Source organism: Actinacidiphila cocklensis (assembly GCF_907177275.1).
In the GTDB taxonomy this organism is placed as follows: domain Bacteria; phylum Actinomycetota; class Actinomycetes; order Streptomycetales; family Streptomycetaceae; genus Actinacidiphila; species Actinacidiphila cocklensis.
Genome location: NZ_CAJSLV010000096.1, coordinates 20523 through 38482, shown reverse-complemented (window position 1 = coordinate 38482; position 17960 = coordinate 20523). Strand labels below are relative to the sequence as shown.

At 68.4% G+C, this 17960-nt stretch carries 15 protein-coding genes and 2 pseudogenes; 10 read left to right on the top strand and 7 right to left on the bottom strand.

What is annotated here, in order from left to right:
- Positions 1–321 (bottom strand): annotated as a pseudogene (locus NFU81_RS34275) (ISAzo13 family transposase); the annotation flags it as partial.
- A 111-nt stretch (positions 322–432) separates the two neighbouring features.
- Positions 433–1595, bottom strand: a protein-coding gene (locus tag NFU81_RS34270) for an IS3 family transposase (RefSeq protein WP_251499081.1) whose coding sequence is annotated in 2 segments (ribosomal slippage) — positions 433–1308 and positions 1311–1595 — 1161 coding nt in all. Because the reading frame shifts where the segments join, the coding sequence is not laid out codon by codon here.
- Between NFU81_RS34270 and NFU81_RS34265 the strand changes: the two genes are divergently transcribed.
- From NFU81_RS34265 to NFU81_RS34250, 4 genes are all read left to right on the top strand, one after another.
- Positions 1488–2378 (top strand): ISAs1 family transposase, encoded by an 891-nt coding sequence (locus NFU81_RS34265; RefSeq protein ID WP_251499079.1) that lies wholly within the window; start codon positions 1488–1490, stop codon positions 2376–2378. The two genes, NFU81_RS34270 and NFU81_RS34265, sit on opposite strands and share 108 nt — an antisense overlap.
- 261 nt (positions 2379–2639) lie before the next feature.
- Positions 2640–3239 carry a sulfite oxidase-like oxidoreductase gene (locus tag NFU81_RS34260; protein WP_251499077.1) on the top strand — a complete coding sequence of 200 codons (600 nt, stop codon included), beginning with the start codon at positions 2640–2642 and terminating at the stop codon, positions 3237–3239.
- A complete protein-coding gene (locus tag NFU81_RS34255; RefSeq protein WP_251499075.1) occupies positions 3209–3964 on the top strand; it encodes a ferredoxin reductase in 756 nt (251 codons plus the stop codon). The genes NFU81_RS34260 and NFU81_RS34255 overlap by 31 nt, the downstream gene beginning before the upstream one ends.
- Position 3965: 1 nt before the next feature.
- On the top strand, positions 3966–4268 hold the full coding sequence (locus NFU81_RS34250) for a DUF6510 family protein (protein ID WP_251499073.1): 303 nt from the start codon (positions 3966–3968) through the stop codon (positions 4266–4268).
- A 676-nt stretch (positions 4269–4944) separates the two neighbouring features.
- On the opposite strand, the gene NFU81_RS34245 is transcribed toward NFU81_RS34250, so the two are convergent.
- The 3 genes from NFU81_RS34245 to NFU81_RS34235 all read right to left on the bottom strand — a co-directional run bounded on the left by NFU81_RS34245 (position 4945) and on the right by NFU81_RS34235 (position 9321).
- Positions 4945–5607 (bottom strand): uracil-DNA glycosylase, encoded by a 663-nt coding sequence (locus NFU81_RS34245; protein WP_251499071.1) that lies wholly within the window; start codon positions 5605–5607, stop codon positions 4945–4947.
- Between the two features lie 517 nt (positions 5608–6124).
- Positions 6125–7345, bottom strand: coding sequence for an APC family permease (locus NFU81_RS34240; RefSeq protein WP_251499069.1), 1221 nt, complete (start codon positions 7343–7345; stop codon positions 6125–6127).
- 533 nt (positions 7346–7878) lie between these two features.
- Positions 7879–9321 carry an SGNH/GDSL hydrolase family protein gene (locus tag NFU81_RS34235; RefSeq protein WP_251499067.1) on the bottom strand — a complete coding sequence of 481 codons (1443 nt, stop codon included), beginning with the start codon at positions 9319–9321 and terminating at the stop codon, positions 7879–7881.
- 268 nt (positions 9322–9589) lie between these two features.
- Here NFU81_RS34235 and NFU81_RS34230 point away from each other — a divergent pair, with 268 nt between their 5' ends.
- The 3 genes from NFU81_RS34230 to NFU81_RS34220 are packed head-to-tail and all read left to right on the top strand — an operon-like array spanning position 9590 to position 12646.
- Positions 9590–10900 (top strand): cation:proton antiporter, encoded by a 1311-nt coding sequence (locus NFU81_RS34230; RefSeq protein WP_251499065.1) that lies wholly within the window; start codon positions 9590–9592, stop codon positions 10898–10900.
- Positions 10887–11351, top strand: coding sequence for a CBS domain-containing protein (locus NFU81_RS34225; protein ID WP_251499062.1), 465 nt, complete (start codon positions 10887–10889; stop codon positions 11349–11351). The genes NFU81_RS34230 and NFU81_RS34225 overlap by 14 nt, the downstream gene beginning before the upstream one ends.
- The gene (locus tag NFU81_RS34220) at positions 11348–12646 is read left to right on the top strand and encodes an ArsB/NhaD family transporter (RefSeq protein WP_251499061.1); all 1299 of its coding nucleotides are present in this window, start codon (positions 11348–11350) and stop codon (positions 12644–12646) included. Before NFU81_RS34225 ends, NFU81_RS34220 begins: the two co-directional genes overlap by 4 nt.
- Positions 12647–12699: 53 nt before the next feature.
- Here the strand turns inward: NFU81_RS34220 and NFU81_RS34215 are convergent, their stop codons facing one another.
- A complete protein-coding gene (locus tag NFU81_RS34215) occupies positions 12700–12999 on the bottom strand; it encodes a hypothetical protein (RefSeq protein ID WP_251499059.1) in 300 nt (99 codons plus the stop codon).
- A 627-nt stretch (positions 13000–13626) separates the two neighbouring features.
- Between NFU81_RS34215 and NFU81_RS34210 the strand changes: the two genes are divergently transcribed.
- Entirely contained in the window at positions 13627–14811 is a 1185-nt protein-coding gene (locus NFU81_RS34210) for a permease (protein WP_251499057.1), read from the top strand.
- 336 nt (positions 14812–15147) lie between these two features.
- Here NFU81_RS34210 and NFU81_RS34205 read toward each other — a convergent pair whose 3' ends face one another.
- Positions 15148–15573 (bottom strand): hypothetical protein, encoded by a 426-nt coding sequence (locus NFU81_RS34205; protein WP_251499055.1) that lies wholly within the window; start codon positions 15571–15573, stop codon positions 15148–15150.
- A 596-nt stretch (positions 15574–16169) separates the two neighbouring features.
- On the opposite strand from NFU81_RS34205, the gene NFU81_RS34200 reads away from it, so the two are divergent.
- Both NFU81_RS34200 and NFU81_RS34195 read left to right on the top strand, forming a co-directional pair.
- Positions 16170–16376 carry a hypothetical protein gene (locus NFU81_RS34200; RefSeq protein ID WP_251499054.1) on the top strand — a complete coding sequence of 69 codons (207 nt, stop codon included), beginning with the start codon at positions 16170–16172 and terminating at the stop codon, positions 16374–16376.
- Between the two features lie 202 nt (positions 16377–16578).
- Positions 16579–17772 (top strand): annotated as a pseudogene (locus NFU81_RS34195) (IS3 family transposase).
- The last annotated feature ends 188 nt before the right edge of the window (positions 17773–17960 follow it).

The following is a 17960-nucleotide window of genomic DNA, read 5'->3' as shown; positions in this document are numbered from 1 at the left end:
CGGGTCTCCGCGCTCGTCCGGCTCGACCAGCGCCAGCAGGGCCGGGCGCAGGCCGTGGTCGAGGACGGAGATCCGCTTGCGACCTCCGCCCGGCCGTCGCACCCGTCCCAAGGGTGCCTCGCCGGCCTCGATCTCGAACACGCCCCGGCGAACAGTGGTCTCGCTTATCGCCGCGGCCCGCGCGACGGCCCGGACGCCGCCATGGCCCAGAGCCCTCGCCTCCGCGGCCATCAGCAACCGCCGCTGCCGCTCGTCCAGATGCGGGAACAACACCGCGAACTTCAGGGCAAGTTGGTCACGAGTCTCGTCCGGGATGCGCATACCACAACAACGACAGCCAGGACGGGAAGCAACACCTTGATCCGCTGCAAGCCCTCAGGCTCGCCGAGGCGATGACGGGGGGTCTGGTGCAGGGTTGGGTGACAGGTTTGGTCACGCGGCCTCGAGGGCCTGTGTCGTCATGACGGACTCGTATTCGACGGGGGTCAGCCGACCGAGTGAGGCTTGTCTGCGGCGTCGGTGATAGGTCCGCTCGATCCAGGTCACGATCGCGATCCGCAGTTCCTGCCGGGTGGCCCATGACCGGCGGTCGAGGACGTTCTTCTGCAGCAGGCTGAAGAAGGACTCCATGGCCGCGTTGTCGCCGGCCGCCCCGACCCTCCCTATCCAGCCGGCCATGCGATGCAGGTCGAGCGCTCGGACGAATTTCCGGGACCGGAATTGCGACCCGCGATCGCTGTGCAGGATGCACCCGGCGACGTGTCCACGTCGGGCCACCGCGTTGTCCAGGGCCGCGACGGCCAGACGGGACTTCATCCGATCACCGATGGAGTAGCCCACGATCCTCTTGCTGAAGACGTCCTTGACCGCGCAGAGATACAGCTTCCCCTCTCCCGTGGCATGTTCGGTGATGTCGGTGAGCCAGCACCGGTTCGGGCCGGTCGCGGTGAAGTCGCGGCGGACGAGGTCGTCGTGCACCGGCGGTCCGGCCTTCTTTGCCCTGCCGCGTTTCTTGCCGAACACGCTCCACCAGCGGTTGTCCCGGCAGATCCGCCACGCTGTCCGATCGGCCATGCCGGCTCCCACGGCGCGTGCCTCGTCGGCCAGGAAGCGGTAGCCGAACTCCGGGTCCTCGCGGTGGGCGTCGAACAACGCGTTCGCGCGATACGCCTGCTCGACCGCGGCGTCGGTCACCGGCCGCTCCAGCCATCGGTAGTAGGGCGCTCTGGCGAGCTTCAGGACCCGGCACGTGACCGTGACGGGAACCCCGCCGGTGGCCAGCTCCTTCACGAGCGGGTAGACCCTTTTCCCGGCAGATGCGCCTGCGACAGGTAGGCCGCGGCCCGGCGCAGGACCTCGTTCTCCTGCTCCAGCAGCTTGATCCGCCGACGTGCTTCCCGTAGTTCCGCGCTCTCTTGACTGGTCGTTCCGGGCTTTGTCCCCTCGTCGATGTCCGCGCGGCGCATCCACTTGAACAGCGTCATCGCGTGGACTCCGAAGTCGGCAGCCACCTGCTCGACTGTCACGCCCGGACCGCGGTTCCTCGCGACCCGCACGACATCCTCGCGGAACTCTTCCGGATAAGGCTTTGGCACAGCGACATCCTTCCCACCCGCCTCACAGGGCAAGCCAGTTCAGACGTCACCCGATCGTGCGGCAGACCCGCCCGCTTCGCCGCCGACAGCGACATCGAACTGCGCACGCGCCTCGGCCTCACCCGCACCACTCCGGACACCACCACCCTGGGACGGCTGCTGGTCCGCCTGGACGGCGACGCCCTGGACGACGCCATCAGCACCTGGCTCGCCCACTACGCCCGCGACCCGGCCGACGAGCCCGGGGACACCCTGGTCGGCCTGGCCATCGACGGCAAAGCCGTACACGGCTCACGCACGAGCAACAACAAGGCCGTCTACCTGCTCGCAGCCGCCCTGCACACCACCGGGACCGTCATCGCCCAGCGCCAGATCCCCGCCAAGAGAAACGAGATCCCCGCGTTCGCCCCGCTGTTGGACCGCATTTACCTGCACGGCACGGTCGTCACCGCCGACGCACTCCACAGCCAGCGCGCCCACGCCGAGCACGTCATCGCCGCCGGCGGCCACTACCTTCTGGTCGCCAAGGGCAACCAGAAGAAGCTCCGCAAGCAACTCAAGAAGCTGCCCTGGGACCGGATCCCGCTGCAGGTCCGAGACGTGGCCTACGGCGAAGACCCCTCGCGCGTGCGCACCGGCACCGCGCCGCGCGCCACAGCCACCATGCGCAACATGGCCATCGGCCTCGTGCGCCAGGCCGGCTGGACCAACATCGCCGCCGCGACCGACCACTACCGATCACGCCCCGAGCACGCCACCGCCCTGCTCGATCTCGCTACCTGAGAACGCATTCGCCCTGGGTGGGTGTCCGTCCGCCGGAGGTGTTCCTACTGCGCTGGCCGGCCGCACACATCTCTCACATGGATACGAGTCGGGGGCGTGTGACGAGAGCGCGGACCGTCGTCGTGCTGCCATCATCAGTGCGTAAGGCATCGATACACCGTGGGTCGTCCGTGCGCTCCCACATGACGACCCCGGAACGGGCCTGGCCGACCGGAACAGACCCGCGGCCGGACAGCAGCATCCTCAGAGAGGCGGAACACCATGCCCATTATTTCCCGGGGGTTCCATGGCAGGAAGCCCGATCCGGGCCGCAAGCTTCCGCCCGGACAGTACGAGACCTTCGATTTCCCGGTGCTGTCGGCGGGTCCCACACCCAGGGTGAGCCGTGACGACTGGAAGTTCACGGTCACGACCGAGAGCGGTGCCCGGCACCAATGGGACTGGGGCCGGCTGATGGCACTGCCCGCCGAGCGCCCGACGGTGGACCTGCACTGTGTGACGAAGTGGTCCAAGTTCGGCACGCACTGGGAGGGCGTTTCGCTCGACGTGCTGCTCGAAGACGTCGAGACCGAAGCGGAGTTCGCGCTCGTCCACTCCTACGGTGGCTACACCACCAACCTTCCGCTGGAGGACCTGCTCGACGGCAAGGCGTGGATCGCGCATCGCTACGACGGCGAGGAACTCGCGGCCGAGCATGGCGGCCCGGCCCGGCTGCTGGTTCCGCACCTGTACCTGTGGAAGTCGGCCAAGTGGGTGAGCGGGATCCAGCTGATGCTGGAGGACGAGGCGGGATTCTGGGAGAGTGCCGGTTACCACGAGTACGGAGACCCATGGCGCGAACAGCGGTATCAGGGCGACTAGCGACGCGGCTGCGCTGGCAGGCCGCGGCACTGATCGAGCGGCGGGAGGAGTCGCCGACGGCGCAGACCCTCGCCTTCGACCTCCCCGGCTGGGCCGGCCACCTGCCCGGCCAGCACGTCGACGTACGGCTGACCGCCGAGGACGGCTACAGCACCCAGCGCAGCTATTCCATCGCCTCAGCGCCCGACGCCGACCGGGTCGAACTGACCGTCCAGCGCGTGCCCGACGGCGAGGTGTCGCCGTATCTCGCGGACGACCTGATGGTCGGCGACGCGGTGGAGATCCGCGGCCCGGTCGGCGGCTGGTTCGTCTGGCGGCCGGAACAGCTGGAGCCTGTGCTGCTGATCGCGGGTGGCTCCGGCGTGGTCCCGCTGATGTCGATGATCCGGGTCCGCGGCATGATCGGGAGCAGGGTGCCGTTCCGGCTGCTGTACTCGGTGCGCGACCCCGCCGACCGGCTGTACGGACCCGAACTCGACCGGGGCGCGCCCGGCCTCGACACGACCTGGGTCTACACCCGCGGGACACCCGACGACTGGGCCCGGCCCGCCGGGCGGCTGACGCCCGACGATCTGGTGCGGTGGGGCTGGCCCGCCGACTTCGAGCCGACCTGTTACGTCTGCGGGCCCACCGGCTTCGTGGAGGCGGCCGCCGGGATGCTGGTGGCGCTCGGCCACCACCCGGACCGGATCCGTACCGAACGCTTCGGCCCCAGCGGAGGATGACATGGACCCCACCAGCGGGACAGCGGCAAACGGTGTCCAGGATGCCTACCAGGACGGCAACGTGCTCGCGGGGCCGCTCTCCGAAATCTTCGCGGTCGACCTGACCGCCGCGATGTCCCGCTGCGCACGCTGCGACAGTACCGGCGCTGTCGCCACCTTGCGGGTCTACGGCCGCCCACCGGCGCTGGTGGCACGCTGCCCCTCCTGCGGCGAAGTGGTGCTGCGCATCGTGCGCTCCCCCGGGAACACCTGGCTGGACCTGCGAGGCACCGTCACCCTGAACATCCCGATGGACACTCCATAAGGCTGCAAACACCACCCGACGCCCTGAGCGGGCAGTACATTCGCGAGGATCGCCGGCCTCGTCACCGCGAGCTCGTCGTCGGCGATAATGGCCTCGGACGGAAGCACGGTGCCCGACGTGTGCCTACGGGCGGCAACGCGGCAGTACAGCGAGGTGGTGTCGGCGGCCATGCCGACACCGTCGGTCAACGCTCAAGGCACCCTGCCTGCTTGCCTGGAAGCTGCCGAGCCCTTCGTATGGTTGGTCCACCCTGGGTACCGCTTGAGCCGAACAGCGGGTCCTGGTCGTTGCGGCGCCCCGCGGCCGGAAAGGCCGCGGGACCAGGGCTCCGTCGTTCTCGCGGTCGGCCCGTTGTAGCCGTTATAGGTCTGATGCCCCAACTCGGCCGTGCCGTTGATTCGTGATGCTTCAGCAGGACACGCGCATGGAGTGTCGAGTTCGCTGATCACCACAGCGGGAGACCGTGCCTGCTGCGCCATCATCACCCATCCCCGCTGGGCTGGACCAACTCGCGGGGGCGATGCGTCGTGACAGCACCTGACGGCCGCTCTCCTCGATCGCGACGCAGTAGTGGTGGGTCTTGCCCGCGCCGATGCCAACCCATATCGCGGCCATGTGGTGCCTCCGTGCGGTGGGATGCTGGTGCCTCCCGACGGACGACTTTGCTGTGGATTCCCTACAGAGCGATCGAGTCGCAGTTCCTCATTGGCAGCTGAGTCGTCGTAGGGCGTCGGGCGGCCAATCGATAGAAGCCACAGGAGGCAGAGCCTTGAAAGTCACACCCGACGCCCAGCAGCCGCGCAGCCTGCTGCAGGACCTCCAATATCTCCTGTCGGGCGGCAGGACGCGACGCGAACACACGTGGGCTCGGATGCCAGGTCGGAAGCGTGTGCACCTTCGGGGCGAAGCGTTCCTGGTATATAGCCCATCCCGCTTGGGCCTTGCGCCCCATGGGAACGACGACCTCCAGGGAGGGCAGCATCGCTATCACCTCATGGAGGAAGATAGCGGCACGCTGGATCTCGGACTTCCCCGGGGCAATTCGGGTGGCCGTGCCGAGGTACCACGGCACCACGTTCCAGTGCACGGACTCCCTGTACGGAAGGTCTGCCTCATCACGCAACATCCAGCAGTTCCGCGCGGTGGGGTCGTCGTTGTCGATCGAGATGATCCCGCTACCTGTGCGACGCAGCTCGGCCTCAGCGCCCACGGCCTTCTGACCCGTAGCTTCCAGCAGGAAGAGGCTCCGGGCTTCCACGCCGCCCGAGGCAGGGTCGAACCACGGCACTGATTCGCCCTCGCCCAACCGGGCACGCAGCCCCTTCACCCAGTCGTTCAAGGGACGCGTCGAAGCTCGGTACGAACGGCGGCCAACCGAGTGCGAAGCACCTCGGGCTCTGCCAGTGCCCGCGGTGCCGTCATATGAAAAGCGTTGCATGATGTCATGCGCTGCAGTGTTTCACCCGACAGTGACAGCTTCTGTTGACCAAAGGAACACGGAGTTCAGCTGAACGCCGGGCCGTAATTCACGACGTCGGGCTCCTCCGCGACCCGGATGAAGCCTGTGTCCAGGTCGTAGACGGCACCGACCGACGGCGGCAAGCAGCCGACCGAAGCCCCCCTCCCCTGGATTGGCCAAACTGCCCGCTTACTTGCGTGGACCGTGGGATCCGTGGATAGAAGCGCGCCGGCGTTGACGCTATCAGCGCCTGCAGAATGCAACGCAGCGGCAGCTCGGGCCGGTGCTCCACATGGGACATCAGCCGTTGTGCGGCTTGATCTCCTGCTCGGCAAGGGCAGCACTCCGTGTCGGCGGTCTCCACGACAGGCCGCCCGCGGCCGCGCCTGGGTGCGGCTCAGTCAGCGATCGGTTCCGCCGCGGATTCGGCGTTCTCGATGCCAGTGGGTCTGCCGGCCCTCGTCCACCGGACGTACAGGCCGGCTGCGATGGCAAGGGTCGCCGCCAGGGACAGCAGGGGCCAGCCACGCAGCAGGTTGACCGCGAGGGTGAAGGCGACCGCTCCGGCGGCCAGTGCGTTGACGCAGGCCAGTGCGGTCTTGCCCTCACGGCGGGCGAAGCTGGTCATGGCCAGCAGGCCGACGAGGAAGCTGACGAACACCGCGACGGCGTAGAAGAGCACCAGGCGCTGTTCCCTTGCTTCCGCGGCCAGGACGACCAGGGCTCCGGCGAACAGGTAGACCAGCACCGACCAGTACGGGGTGTGGTGCTGATTGGTACGACCCAGCGGTGTCGGCAGCACACCGGGTGCCCGGTCGGTGCCGGAAAGGGCCTTGAGGAGTCCGGGGCCGGCCTGGAATGAGGAGCTGGCCGCCGCGAGAAGCAGCAGGGAGCTGGTGAGCTGGAAAGCGCCGTAGAGCCAGCCGGGGCCGGTGGCGGCGTGTGCGATGTCCGCAATCTGAGTGGAGTCCGCGGCGGGAATGCCGATGTGGAGGCGGACTGCCAGCGCGGTCAGTGCCAGGGTGAGGCCGCCGACGATCACCACCAGGAGCGCGAGGGTGCCGCGGCCGAAGCGGCGGCGGTGGGTGTCGTCGAGCTGGCCGAGTTGGGCGATGGCGGTGGACGGCGCTTCGACGCCGGTGGCCAGGGCCATTGCCACGGGGAAGGCCAGCACCACCGCCAGGAGCGCGGAGTGTCCGGGATCGGTGGTGGCCGGTGCACTGCCCACGGCGTGGGGGGAGGTGAAACCGAGGACCAGAACGCTCACGGAGACCACTACGAACACCGCGGTCATCACGGCGAACAGCAGACGTCCCCCGTGTCCGAACCAGGTGAGTCCCGCGACCACCACGAGCAGCACCAGGGCCAGCGGGATCCGGACAGGAACCAGGCCCGGGAAGAGGGCGATGGCCGCACTGGCCGCAGCGGAGATCGAGACGCCGATGGTCAGGACGAAGTCGACGACCAGCGCACCGATCGGGAGGAACGTCCACTGGGGGCCGAACGCCCGCCCTGCCGCCGCGGCGGCACCGCCCCCTTTGGGGAAGCGCCGCACGAGCTGCCAGTAGTTCGCCGTCACCACGACGACCAGGCCCACCACCAGGGACATCGTGGGCATCAGCAGCGCAAGATCACCTTTCAGCGCGCGAAGTGCCGCCTCGATGGCATAAGCCACGGACGAGACGGGATCGGCGATCACCGCGAAGGAGAACGCGAAGAACAGCACCGAACGCCGAGGCCCGGCGGAGACGGCCGCCGGCGAACCGACAGATGGCCGGGCACGTCCGCGGAGAATCATGGAGAGCCTTTCGCAGCACATAGCACAAGGAGGCTTTCGCCGACCGTGAGGGCCGGTGCGCCGGCTTTGACGGCGCTTGGGGGTGAGGAAGGGTGCCCTCCGGGTCGAGCGTGGAGATCACGTCGGAACAGAAGACGACGGTATGAGGTCGGCCCGGCTCAACAGCGGCTTGACGGCCTCGTCGTGGCGCGGGCCGTCGGCTGATCGGACGGGTCGTGGCCGAGGCAGTGGGCGGTCTGCTCGGCGCCGATATCAGTGATGCCGGCAGGCACGGGTTTCTGGCCCTGTCGGCGGCGGCTCGCCGCTGGGTGCTCTGTTCGGTCCTGTGGTCGGGACGGGGACCATCCGCCCTATCACGGCGAAGCCGGGGGTGGGTCTGCCGAAGGGGACGGTTCGGCGTACCCGGGTTGCTGGAGCTGGCTCAGTGCCTGCTGGTCGGCCAGCGCGATGGCGAGTTCACCGGCGGCCGTGGGGTGCAGTGGTGCCTTGTCTGCGGAGTTCTGGACGAAGGGCTGCTTGCTGCACAGGCGGTGTCCGTCGAAGCGGGGGCGGACGCTGGTGAAGTGGAAGGCCTCAGCACCGTTTTCCAGGACGGTGTTGAGGTCGGCGAGCCGGGAGCGCAGCACCTGGGCTTTTGCGGGGGTGATGCCGTCCTTCTTCAGGCATCCGGTGTCGGGGCCGAAGGGTTCGTAGTAGTCGTTGACGATCACGTCGGGGTGGTGCGGGAGATCGGAGAGCTGCTGGAGCAGGTCGAGGTAGTTCTGGGTGAACGCGGCGAGCTGTTCGGTGAAGTAGGCGGTGGATGCCTTGTCGTCGCACACGGGTGACCTCGCGCACAGGCCGGTCAGTACCGCCCAGTTCAGGTCGTTGGCGCCGATGCTGACGATGACGGTCGATGCGCCGGTGGCGCGCTGGGCGACGGCCAACTGGGGTGGGATCACGTCGTCGCCGCGGGTCTGCACGCCGAGGATCCCGTCGGTCACCGTCGCCCCCTGGCAGGCCAGGTTCAGCACCTTCCAGTCGTTGACGGCCGCGAGGTCGGCCGCGTAGGAGTCCGCGCTGCGACCGCAGGTCCTGTCCGCCGGCGTCGGGTGGTCGACCAGCCGGTTGCCGATTCCCGCGGCGGTGGAGTCCCCGAGTACGACCAGGCGCACTCCGGTCAGCTCCTCGCCCTTGGCGGCCGGTACCGGCTGCGCGGGGGTGCGTCCCACGAGGTCGTCCAGGGTGCGGACCTGCCGCAGTACCCGGGGTGTTCCGGAGGCCAGCAGATAGACCCCCACGGCGTTGGCCACGCACACCGATGCCACGGCGGCAGCCGTCATCGCCACCATGGTCCGCCGAGAGTCGCGGCGGACCCCGGCGACGGCCACCGCGATGGTCGCGGCGCATCCGGCGGCGATCAGGGATTCCCACAGGCAATACCGCAACCAGCCCGAGGCCAGTCGCCTGCTCAGGACCGGCAGCAGCTCGTCACCACCGTTGTGGGCCGCGTCGTCGATCTGCGATCCGAGGTCGATGTGGGCGAGTTTCAGGCGGGGGCGGATGGGGCCGTCGAAGTGCGGCCGGGTGGCGATGGCCTCGCCGAACAGGTCCAGCTCCCCCGGCCCGGACAGGCTCGTCCCGGGTCGCGCGGCGCCCACCTGTACAGTCTGGCCCGCGGCCGACACCGACTGCATCGGGGTCAGCTGGACCGCCAGCCAGATCGATGCGGCACTGACCACCACGAGGGCAGCCGCACCTCCGACGGCCTTGCCCGCCCGGCGCAGCCACCTGTCGGCCCGCTCGCTGTCCAGCACGCTCCAGGCACCTCCGTGGTCGCCACCTCCACCGGTGACATCGATGGGCGGTTCCCGCCCGCCTACCCATGAGACTGCCTCTCATCCGGTCATGTGCGCCAGGCACGACCGTGACAGCCCGGTGCGTCGCGCCGACTCCGCGAGCTCACCTCACAAGGACCGCGAGAACCGTCAAGATTGCGTATTGATCGTGTAAGTTTACCGGTGGTGTGCCGGGAAGCCTGGTCGGCGATACGAGAGAACTCTCTTCGCCGATCGGGGGCTTGTCGTGGTGCTCATCGTCGTCTTCGGGACGGCATTGCTGGTGGCGGTGCTGTTGTCGGGGCTTGCGGCCCGCTCGGTGCTCTCGACGTCCCTGCTGTTCCTGCTCGGTGGCGCGCTCGTCGGCGATGGCGTCCTGGGCCTGGTCCACATCGATGCCGGCAGCGGGATCGTGGCGACCACCGCGGATCTGGCGCTGTTCGCCGTTCTGTTCACCGACGGCATGCACATCTCCTTCTCCTCTCTGCGGACGGCGTGGCGCAACCCGGTCCGGGCGCTGGGTGTAGGGATGCCGCTGGCGTTCGCCGGGATGGCCGTGATCACCCACTTTCTGGTGGGGCTGGACTGGACGACGTCGTTCCTGGTCGGCGCCGTGCTGGCGCCGACCGACCCGGTGTTCGCCTCGGCGATCGTGGGCCGCCGGGAGGTCCCGGCCCGCCTGCGGCAACTGCTGAACGTGGAGAGCGGCGTCAACGACGGCCTGGCGCTGCCGGTGGTACTGCTGCTGATCGCGGCGGCCGGGCCGACGGCGGGCACCGCCGAGGCCTCACCGTCGAAGATCGCCCTGGAACTGGTCGGAGGACTCGCGCTGGGCATGGTTCTGCCGCTGGCGGTGGCGCTGCTGGTGCGGGTTCCCCTGCTGGGAGCTGAGCCGAAGCTGCAGCCGCTGCTGCCACTGGCGACCGGCGTGATCCTCTACGCCACCTGCCACCTGACCCACGCGAACCCCTACCTGGCGGCGTTTTCGGCCGGCGCGGTCCTGGCCTCGGTGTCGCCGGAGTCCAAAGCGGCGTTCGAGCCACTGGGCGAGTCGCTGGCGGAGCTGAGCAAGTTCGCCGCCCTGCTGGTCTTCGGATCCCTGCTCACCCCCGGCCTGTTCGCCGACCTGCCGCTCGGCGGCTACGTCGCGGTGGTCCTCGCGATCGTGCTCATCCGACCGGCGTCGCTGCTGCTCTCGCTGGCCGGGACCGGCATCAACCGGCGCGAGAAGTACACGGCCGCGTGGTTCGGTCCGAAGGGCTTCGCGTCGGTGGTCTACGGCCTGCTGGTGCTGCAGTCCGGCATCCCGCACGGGGAGCAGGCCTACACGCTGATCGCGGTGTGTATCGCGTTCTCCATCGTGGCGCACTCCAGCACCGACGTGCCCATCGCCCGGATGTTCGACGTGGAGGACCTGGTGGGCATCCCCGACGACGACCCGCCCGCCGCCGAGGTCACCGCTGGCGGTGACACGGCGCCCAGGGGTGAGACTTCTGTGGAAGCCCGGGTGCCGAAACCCGCGGCCCGTACGGAGGAGACCGACGATGCGCGCAGCTGAACTCGCCACCGACTACCCCACAGTGACGCTGGACAGTGACGCCCTGGAGGCGGCCCGGATGCTGGCGGTCCAGAAGCTGCCCGGAGTGCTGGTGGTCGACGCGGACGGGGCACCCTACGCGGTGCTGCCGGCCTCCCGGCTGGTGAAGCTGCTGGTGCCCGCCTACGTCATCGAGGACCCCGCACTGGCCGCGGTCGTCGACGAGCACCACGCCGACCGGCTCTGCCAGGCCCTGGCCGGCCGTTCCGTGGCCGACACCCTGCCGAACGAACCTCGCGAGCGCACCAAGGCGTCGGTCGCCGACGCGGACGACACCGCCCTGGAGGTGGCCGCGCTGATGGCCCGCGAGCGCAGCCCCCTGGTCGCCGTCGTGGACTCCCGCGACGGCGACCGCCTGCTGGGCGTCATCACCGCCTCCCACCTGCTCGACCGACTCCTTGAGGTGACATGAACGACTGGCACGCCTGGGCCGCCGTGGCCGTCTTCGCCGGCACCTACGCCCTGATCATCAGCGAGAAGATCCACCGGGTCGCCGCCGCCCTCGGCGGCGCCGGCCTGATGCTGCTGATCGGCGCCACCGACGACACCTCCGCGTTCTACTCGGTGGATTCGGGTATCGACTGGAACGTCATCTTCCTGCTCATGGGCATGATGATGATCGTCGGCGTCCTGAAGCGCACCGGACTGTTCGAGTACCTGGCGATCTGGGCGGCGAAGAAGGCCCGCGCGCGGCCGTTCCGGGTCATGGTCATGCTCATCGTCATCACCGCGACCGCCTCCGCGCTGCTGGACAACGTCACCACCGTCCTGCTGGTCGCCCCCGTCACCCTGCTGGTCTGCGAACGCCTCGCACTGCCGGCAGCGCCGTTCCTGATCGCGGAAGTGTTCGCGTCCAACATCGGCGGCATAGCGACCCTGGTCGGCGACCCCCCGAACATCATCATCGGCAGCCGCGCCGGCCTGACCTTCAACGACTTCCTCGTCCACCTCGCCCCCCTGGCCGCCGTCCTCGTCCTGGTCCTGATCGCCCTGGCGAGGGTGCTGTTCAGGTCGGCCTTCGTCCATGACGCCGACCGGGCCGCCGAGGTCATGGCGCTGGACGAGCGCGAGGCGATCCGCGACCCGCGGATGCTCGTCCAGGGCTTGAGCGTGCTGGGCCTGGTCATCGCCGGGTTCGTCCTGCACCCTGTGCTGGACTTCGCCCCCAGCATCGTCGCCCTGCTCGGCGCAGGCCTGCTGGTAGCCATTTCCGCCGCTGACACCAACGAAGTCCTGTCGGAGGTCGAGTGGCCCACTCTCGCCTTCTTCGCCGGCTTGTTCGTCATGATCGGCGGCCTCATCGACACCGGCGTCATCGGCCACGTCTCCAACGCCCTGGCCGACGCGGTCGGCGACAAGGAACTCGGCGGCTCCATGCTGATGCTCGGCGCCTCCGGCATCCTGTCCGGCGTCGTGGACAACATCCCCTACGTCGCCACCATGGCCCCGGTCACCGCCGACCTCGTCCACCACCTCGGCGGCGACAAGGACCACGTCATGTGGTGGGCACTTGCCGCAGGCGCCGACCTCGGCGGCAACGCCACCGCGATCGGCGCCTCGGCCAACGTCGTCGTCCTCGGCATCGCCGAAAGGGCCCGACAACCCATCAGCTTCTGGCAGTTCACCCGCTACGGCCTCGTCGTCACCGCCGCCACCCTCGCCGTCTCCGCCGCCTACCTGTGGCTGCGCTACTTCGCCCTCGCCTGAACCCGGACGCCGCTGACCGACGCGACCGCCCGGCGACGAGCCGATGGCTGCGGTCAGGGCTCCTCATCGCTGTACACCAGGACGCTGTCCAAGCCGAACCTGCGCAGCACCGAGCGCTGCTCGGCACTGGCCCGGTGCACCGTCACCCGAGTGTGGTGGGCAATCGCCACGGCCGAAACCAGGGTGAACACCGTCCCGATACCCACGACCAGATCCGTATCAGCGAGGTCGACGTGGGCCTGCTCCGGACCGCTGGACAGCAGAGCACTCAGGTCCGCGCCCAACCGCGCATAATCCGGACTGCCCTGCACGCGCACCACGAGCCGCTCGGGATCGTGACGCTCCACCACCATGCGGCGATGCCCACCACGGACGGTCCGCCAGGCAACAAGGCGACGACGCAGACGGGACACGAGAACCTCCGGCTCGACGGCAGCACACAGCGACCGCCGACCAGACTTCCCGGCACACCAGCCGCTGACTCTACGCACCATCGCCGCAGCAAACCAGGACATCAGCGTCCCGTCGCACCACGGCCCCATCGCTGCCCGGTGGGACGGTGAGCGAGCCCCGGCGGCAGTGACCGGCGCCCAGTGCATAGCGGTGGGCTCAGGGTTCTTCGGAGTGGACGCCGCCGGGCGGAGAAGGCTCTCTGTGGTCACGCCTCGTCATCCAGGCGATGACCGGCACGCCGACCAAGCCGACAGCCGCCGTTTTGAACGGCGCCGGGACGAACAGGACGCCGACCACAGCCAGAAGGAGCGCCACGGCCAGAATGCCCACGAGCGCCGTCGGGCGGAGCGTCGCACGATCTCGTTGAAGGTTTCCCCGGCCTCCGCGCGTTCGCGGCGCCGGCGCTGCTGACGGTCACCGGTTCGCATACCGCATCCTCCCAGACGGGATGGTTGCCTGGAAGCTCGTACGGGTCTGCCCTCGGCACTCATGCATGGGATACCCCCGCGCGGGGGAAGGCGAAGACGGTGGACCCGATCATTCACGCGCTGTCCATCACCGGTTCGATGACCTGGGAGATCACCTGGGCCCTGATCCTGGGCTTCACCTTGTCCGCCGTCGTCCAGGCGGTCGTCCGCCGGGCCACGGTCGTCCGGATGCTGGGTGACGACCGGCCGCGCACGCTGGCGACCGCCTCGGCATTCGGCATCGCGTCGTCGTCCTGCTCCTACGCCGCTGTGGCACTGGCACGCTCACTGTTCCGCAAAGGAGCGGACTTCACCGCCGCCATGGCGTTCGAGATCGCCTCGACGAACCTGGTCGTCGAACTGGGTGTGATCCTCGCGCTGCTGATGGGGTGGCAGTTCACGGCCGCGGAGTTCGTGGGCGGGCCGGTCATGATCGCGCTGTTGGCGGTGCTCTTCCGCCTCCTCCTGCGGGACATTCTGCTGTGCCAGGCCAGGGAGCAGGCCGAACGGGGGCTGTCGGGGGCCATGGAGGGGCACGCGGCGATGGACATGTCCGTGCACGGGGACGGCTCCTTCATACGGCGACTGGGTTCCGGCGAGGGGTTCACCGCGGTTGCGAGCGTATTCGTTATGGAATGGGCGGCGATCCTGCGCGACCTCGTCGTGGGCCTGCTCATCGCCGGTGCCATCGCCGCCTGGGTCCCTGATTCTTTCTGGCGGCACTTCTTCTTCGAGGGCCACCCGCTGGTGTCGAAGGTGTGGGGACCGCTGGTCGGGCCGCTGGTAGCGATGCTGTCTTTCGTGTGTTCGATCGGGAACGTGCCGCTGGCCGTCGTGCTGTGGAAGGGCGGCATCAGCTTCGGCGGAGTGGTCGCCTTCATTTTCGCCGACCTGCTGATCCTGCCCATCCTGAACATCTACCGGAAGTACTACGGCGTCCGGATGACGCTCTTCCTGCTCGGCACCTTCTACACGACCATGGTCATCGCCGGATACGTCGTCGAGTCCCTCTTCGGCGGCCTCGGCCTCATCCCCGACCAGGCCGACGCCAAGATCCCGACGCAGGGGGTGACCTGGAACTACACCACGTACCTCAACATCGCCTTCCTCCTGCTGGCCGCCGCCTTCGTGACGCGCTTCCTGCACAGCGGCGGGGCCGCCATGCTCCGCGCTATGGGCGGCGCACCCGCCCCGGCGGACACCGGGCAGGGTGCCCATGGCCACCACGGTCGAGCCGGACACTGAGGCCGGTGCGGGAGTCAGCTTCCCGGAAAGGCGACCAGCCGGACGAAGGGCGATCTGGCGGCCGGCGGCACGGTATGCGTCGGCGGTGCCGTCCGAGGGCAGGCCGAGGTAACGGCACAGGAGGCGGGCTGCGCGCGGGTGCCTGGGGGCGTACTCGGCCATCACCTCCGCACCCTCCTCGGGGTCGAGGAAGTAGGCGGACACGTGGTGGCGGTGTCTGCCTACCTGCACCGTGCCGCCGGGCGCATGGCGCAGATTGCGGTACCACTGCGCTTGCTTGCCATAGCCCGAGGCGACGGTCCAGGAGTGGCTCGCCGCGTGACGCAGACCGGCGCTCTACACATCAGCACTGCTGTGCCGCCAGAAGCGGATCAGCCATTCTTCCACGGCCTGCTCCGGTGCTTCATCGTCCAGATCGTCCTCGTAGGGCACGGCGTCCCTCGTCCACCGGAATACGCGGCCGCCGTGGTCTCCGGGGGGCAGGAGGAGCGGCTCGCCCACTTTGGGGCCGTCGGCATGCTCGATCCACAGGCGGCCCACAGGCACGCTGACGTCGAACCGACCGAGGTCCTCCCATGTCTGGTCGGGCGGCGGCTCCGCTATTGGCTTCGTCCACGACTCCAAGGTCACGCGCGGGTAGAAATCGTTGCCCGTGGAGACCAGTACAAGGCCATGAGTGGTCTTCCAGACAGGCCTGCTGAGGTCGAACGCCACCCTTGCCACTTCCTGGATCGGATGCGGAGTGGCATCGTCTGCCACCACGAAAGGCCGGCGGATAATGATCGGGCGACCCTCACTCAGCCGACAGAGGACTCTGGTAGGCCGCCGCCCGGCCGGGGCCCAGGTTCCCGGTGAAGCTGGTGCAGTCCGCACCGTTGTAGTAGCTCACCGTCTTGTTCGTCGCATGGGACAGCAAGGTGGCGTGGAAAAGCAGGTTGCCCGCCCACTACACACCCTCCCCACGCCAATCACCGATCCAGAAAAGATCGACCACCTCGACATACGAAGACGCGACCACTCGGCGGCATCCCCACGAATACCAACATGCAGCCTGACCTGCACGGATGAGCTTTTCGGCAAGGACAGGACCAGCCCACCACCGGCCGGATCTTGCGCCGCCCCGAGCCCCTTTCCGAGTCGAACAGCTCCCGCCGCAAAGCCGCAGGTGCCGGATATTGCATCCGCGCCGGTCACAGCCCTGGTCCGGAGTCAGCGGTGCGCGGTAGCGGTTGAGCGTCCGACGCAGGGAAGGCTGCTCGTGGAATTGCCTCGGCCGGATGCAAGGATGCCCGACTGCGCTGTTGCGACTGCCGCACCTCGCTCTGTCGACCGCCGTCAGCTTCATACCACTGTTGCCAATGAGCAGCGACGAGAAAGACCTCCAGATCCTGGCCCTGCGCTACCAACAGGTGGTACGCAAACGCCAGTTCGGCAAACCAGCCTTCACCAACACCGACCGCGCAATCCTCGCCGGCCCGCTCCACGACCTCCCGATGGGCAAGCCGCGCAGATCCCACCCCGCTGCCGCGCCGTTTTGCCCTTCCTGGGCGAACCAGGGCGCATAGGCCTGTTATTAATACTGGGTTACGCCGCGCGAACACCAGTTGATCATCCGTGACCACGGCCTACGTCGCGGTTCCTTCGATCACTGCACGCACAGGACTCAGGCCAAGTGAAGGGAGGTGATCCCGCATCATGAGCTGCTCTGAGTTTGGTGGAGTCCCTGATGCCTGGGTTACGATCCGGGCGTAAGGAGAACCACCTGCAATGCCAGCACCACGTAAATACCCGGACGAGCTCCGCGAGCGCGCCGTCCGCGAGGTCCGCGCCAGCGGCCGGCCCGTCGCCCACGTCGCCAAAGACCTTGGGATCCATCCCGAGGCCCTGCGGAGCTGGGTCCGTCAGGCCGAGGCCGACGCCGGTGAGCGTGACGACCGTCTCACCACCGCCGAACGCGACGAGCTGAAGGAACTCCGCAAGGAGAACGCCGAGTTGAGGCGGGCGAACGAGATCTTGAAGGCTGCCTCGGTGTTTTTTGCGCAGGAGATCGACCGTCCCCGGACGAGGCCGAGCAGGTGATCGACCACCTGCGTGATGAAGGTCTCGGGGTTCGATCCCGTCTGCCGGGTGCTCCAGTTGTCGCCTTCGACGTACTTCGCGCGCAAGAAGCGGGCGCAGTCGGCCCGCCGTGTGCGTGACGAGCAGCTGATCTCGCTGGTCACGGCCGTGTGGGAGGAGTCCGGCCGCACGTATGGTGCCCGCCGGGTCACCCGCGCGCTGGTCCGCGCAGGCCATCAGGTGGCCCGATGCACCGTCGAGCAGCTGATGCGCGAGCTGGGCATCGAGGGCGTCATCCGTGGACAGCGCCGCCGCACCATCGTCCCGGAGCCGGCCGCCCCGCGGCCGCCCGACCTGGTCAACCGCCGCTTCGTCGCCGAGCGGCCGAACCAGTTGTGGCTGGCCGACCTGACCTACATCCGGACCTGGTCGGGCTGGGTTTACGTGGCGTTCGTCCTGGACGCGTACTCCCGACGGATCGTGGGCTGGCAGGCCGCCACCCACATGCGAACCGACCTGCCGCTGGACGCCTTGGAGATGGCACTGTGGCGGCAGAAGATCAAGAAGGACGCCGGCCTGATCCACCACAGCGACCGCGGGTCACAATACGTGCCCATTCGCTACACAGAGCGACTGTCGGAAGTCGGTGCGTCCGCGTCCGTCGGCTCGGTCGCAGATTCCTACGACAATGCGATGGCAGAGGCCCTGAACGGCACGTTCAAGGCCGAATTGATCGAGCATCAGGGCCCGTGGCGCGACTTCGACGAGGTCGAGCGGGCCGTCTTCCAATGGGTCGCGTGGTACAACCGCGAACGTCTCCACTCCGCCCTCGGCTACGTACCACCCGACGAGTACGAACAGGCGTACTGGGCGAGATCGGAACAAGTCCCGCAGACCGCTTGATCACACGATCGCGGACTCCACGAAAGTCGGGGCAGCTCATCACGCCAGCTTGGGCCACACCGGGGTGCGCACACAATTTCGACGCCTCTGCCTGGGCTCGTGGCTGCACTTGTCGCCTCGCCAGGGAATCGTCGCAGATCAGAGGCCTACATCCGTGAATGTGATCGCGCTGTGGTCGCCGCTGGCAG

Excerpts from the sequence above, each read along its gene's own strand:
- NFU81_RS34260 (WP_251499077.1), top strand. The coding sequence starts at position 2,640 with ATGCCCATTATTTCCCGGGGGTTCCATGGCAGGAAGCCCGATCCGGGC.
- NFU81_RS34200 (WP_251499054.1), top strand. The coding sequence starts at position 16,170 with ATGAGCAGCGACGAGAAAGACCTCCAGATCCTGGCCCTGCGCTACCAA.
- NFU81_RS34215 (WP_251499059.1), bottom strand. The coding sequence starts at position 12,999 with ATGGTGGTGGAGCGTCACGATCCCGAGCGGCTCGTGGTGCGCGTGCAG.
- NFU81_RS34225 (WP_251499062.1), top strand. The coding sequence starts at position 10,887 with ATGCGCGCAGCTGAACTCGCCACCGACTACCCCACAGTGACGCTGGAC.
- NFU81_RS34255 (WP_251499075.1), top strand. The coding sequence starts at position 3,209 with ATGGCGCGAACAGCGGTATCAGGGCGACTAGCGACGCGGCTGCGCTGG.
- NFU81_RS34220 (WP_251499061.1), top strand. The coding sequence starts at position 11,348 with ATGAACGACTGGCACGCCTGGGCCGCCGTGGCCGTCTTCGCCGGCACC.
- NFU81_RS34250 (WP_251499073.1), top strand. The coding sequence starts at position 3,966 with ATGGACCCCACCAGCGGGACAGCGGCAAACGGTGTCCAGGATGCCTAC.
- NFU81_RS34240 (WP_251499069.1), bottom strand. The coding sequence starts at position 7,345 with ATGCCCACGATGTCCCTGGTGGTGGGCCTGGTCGTCGTGGTGACGGCG.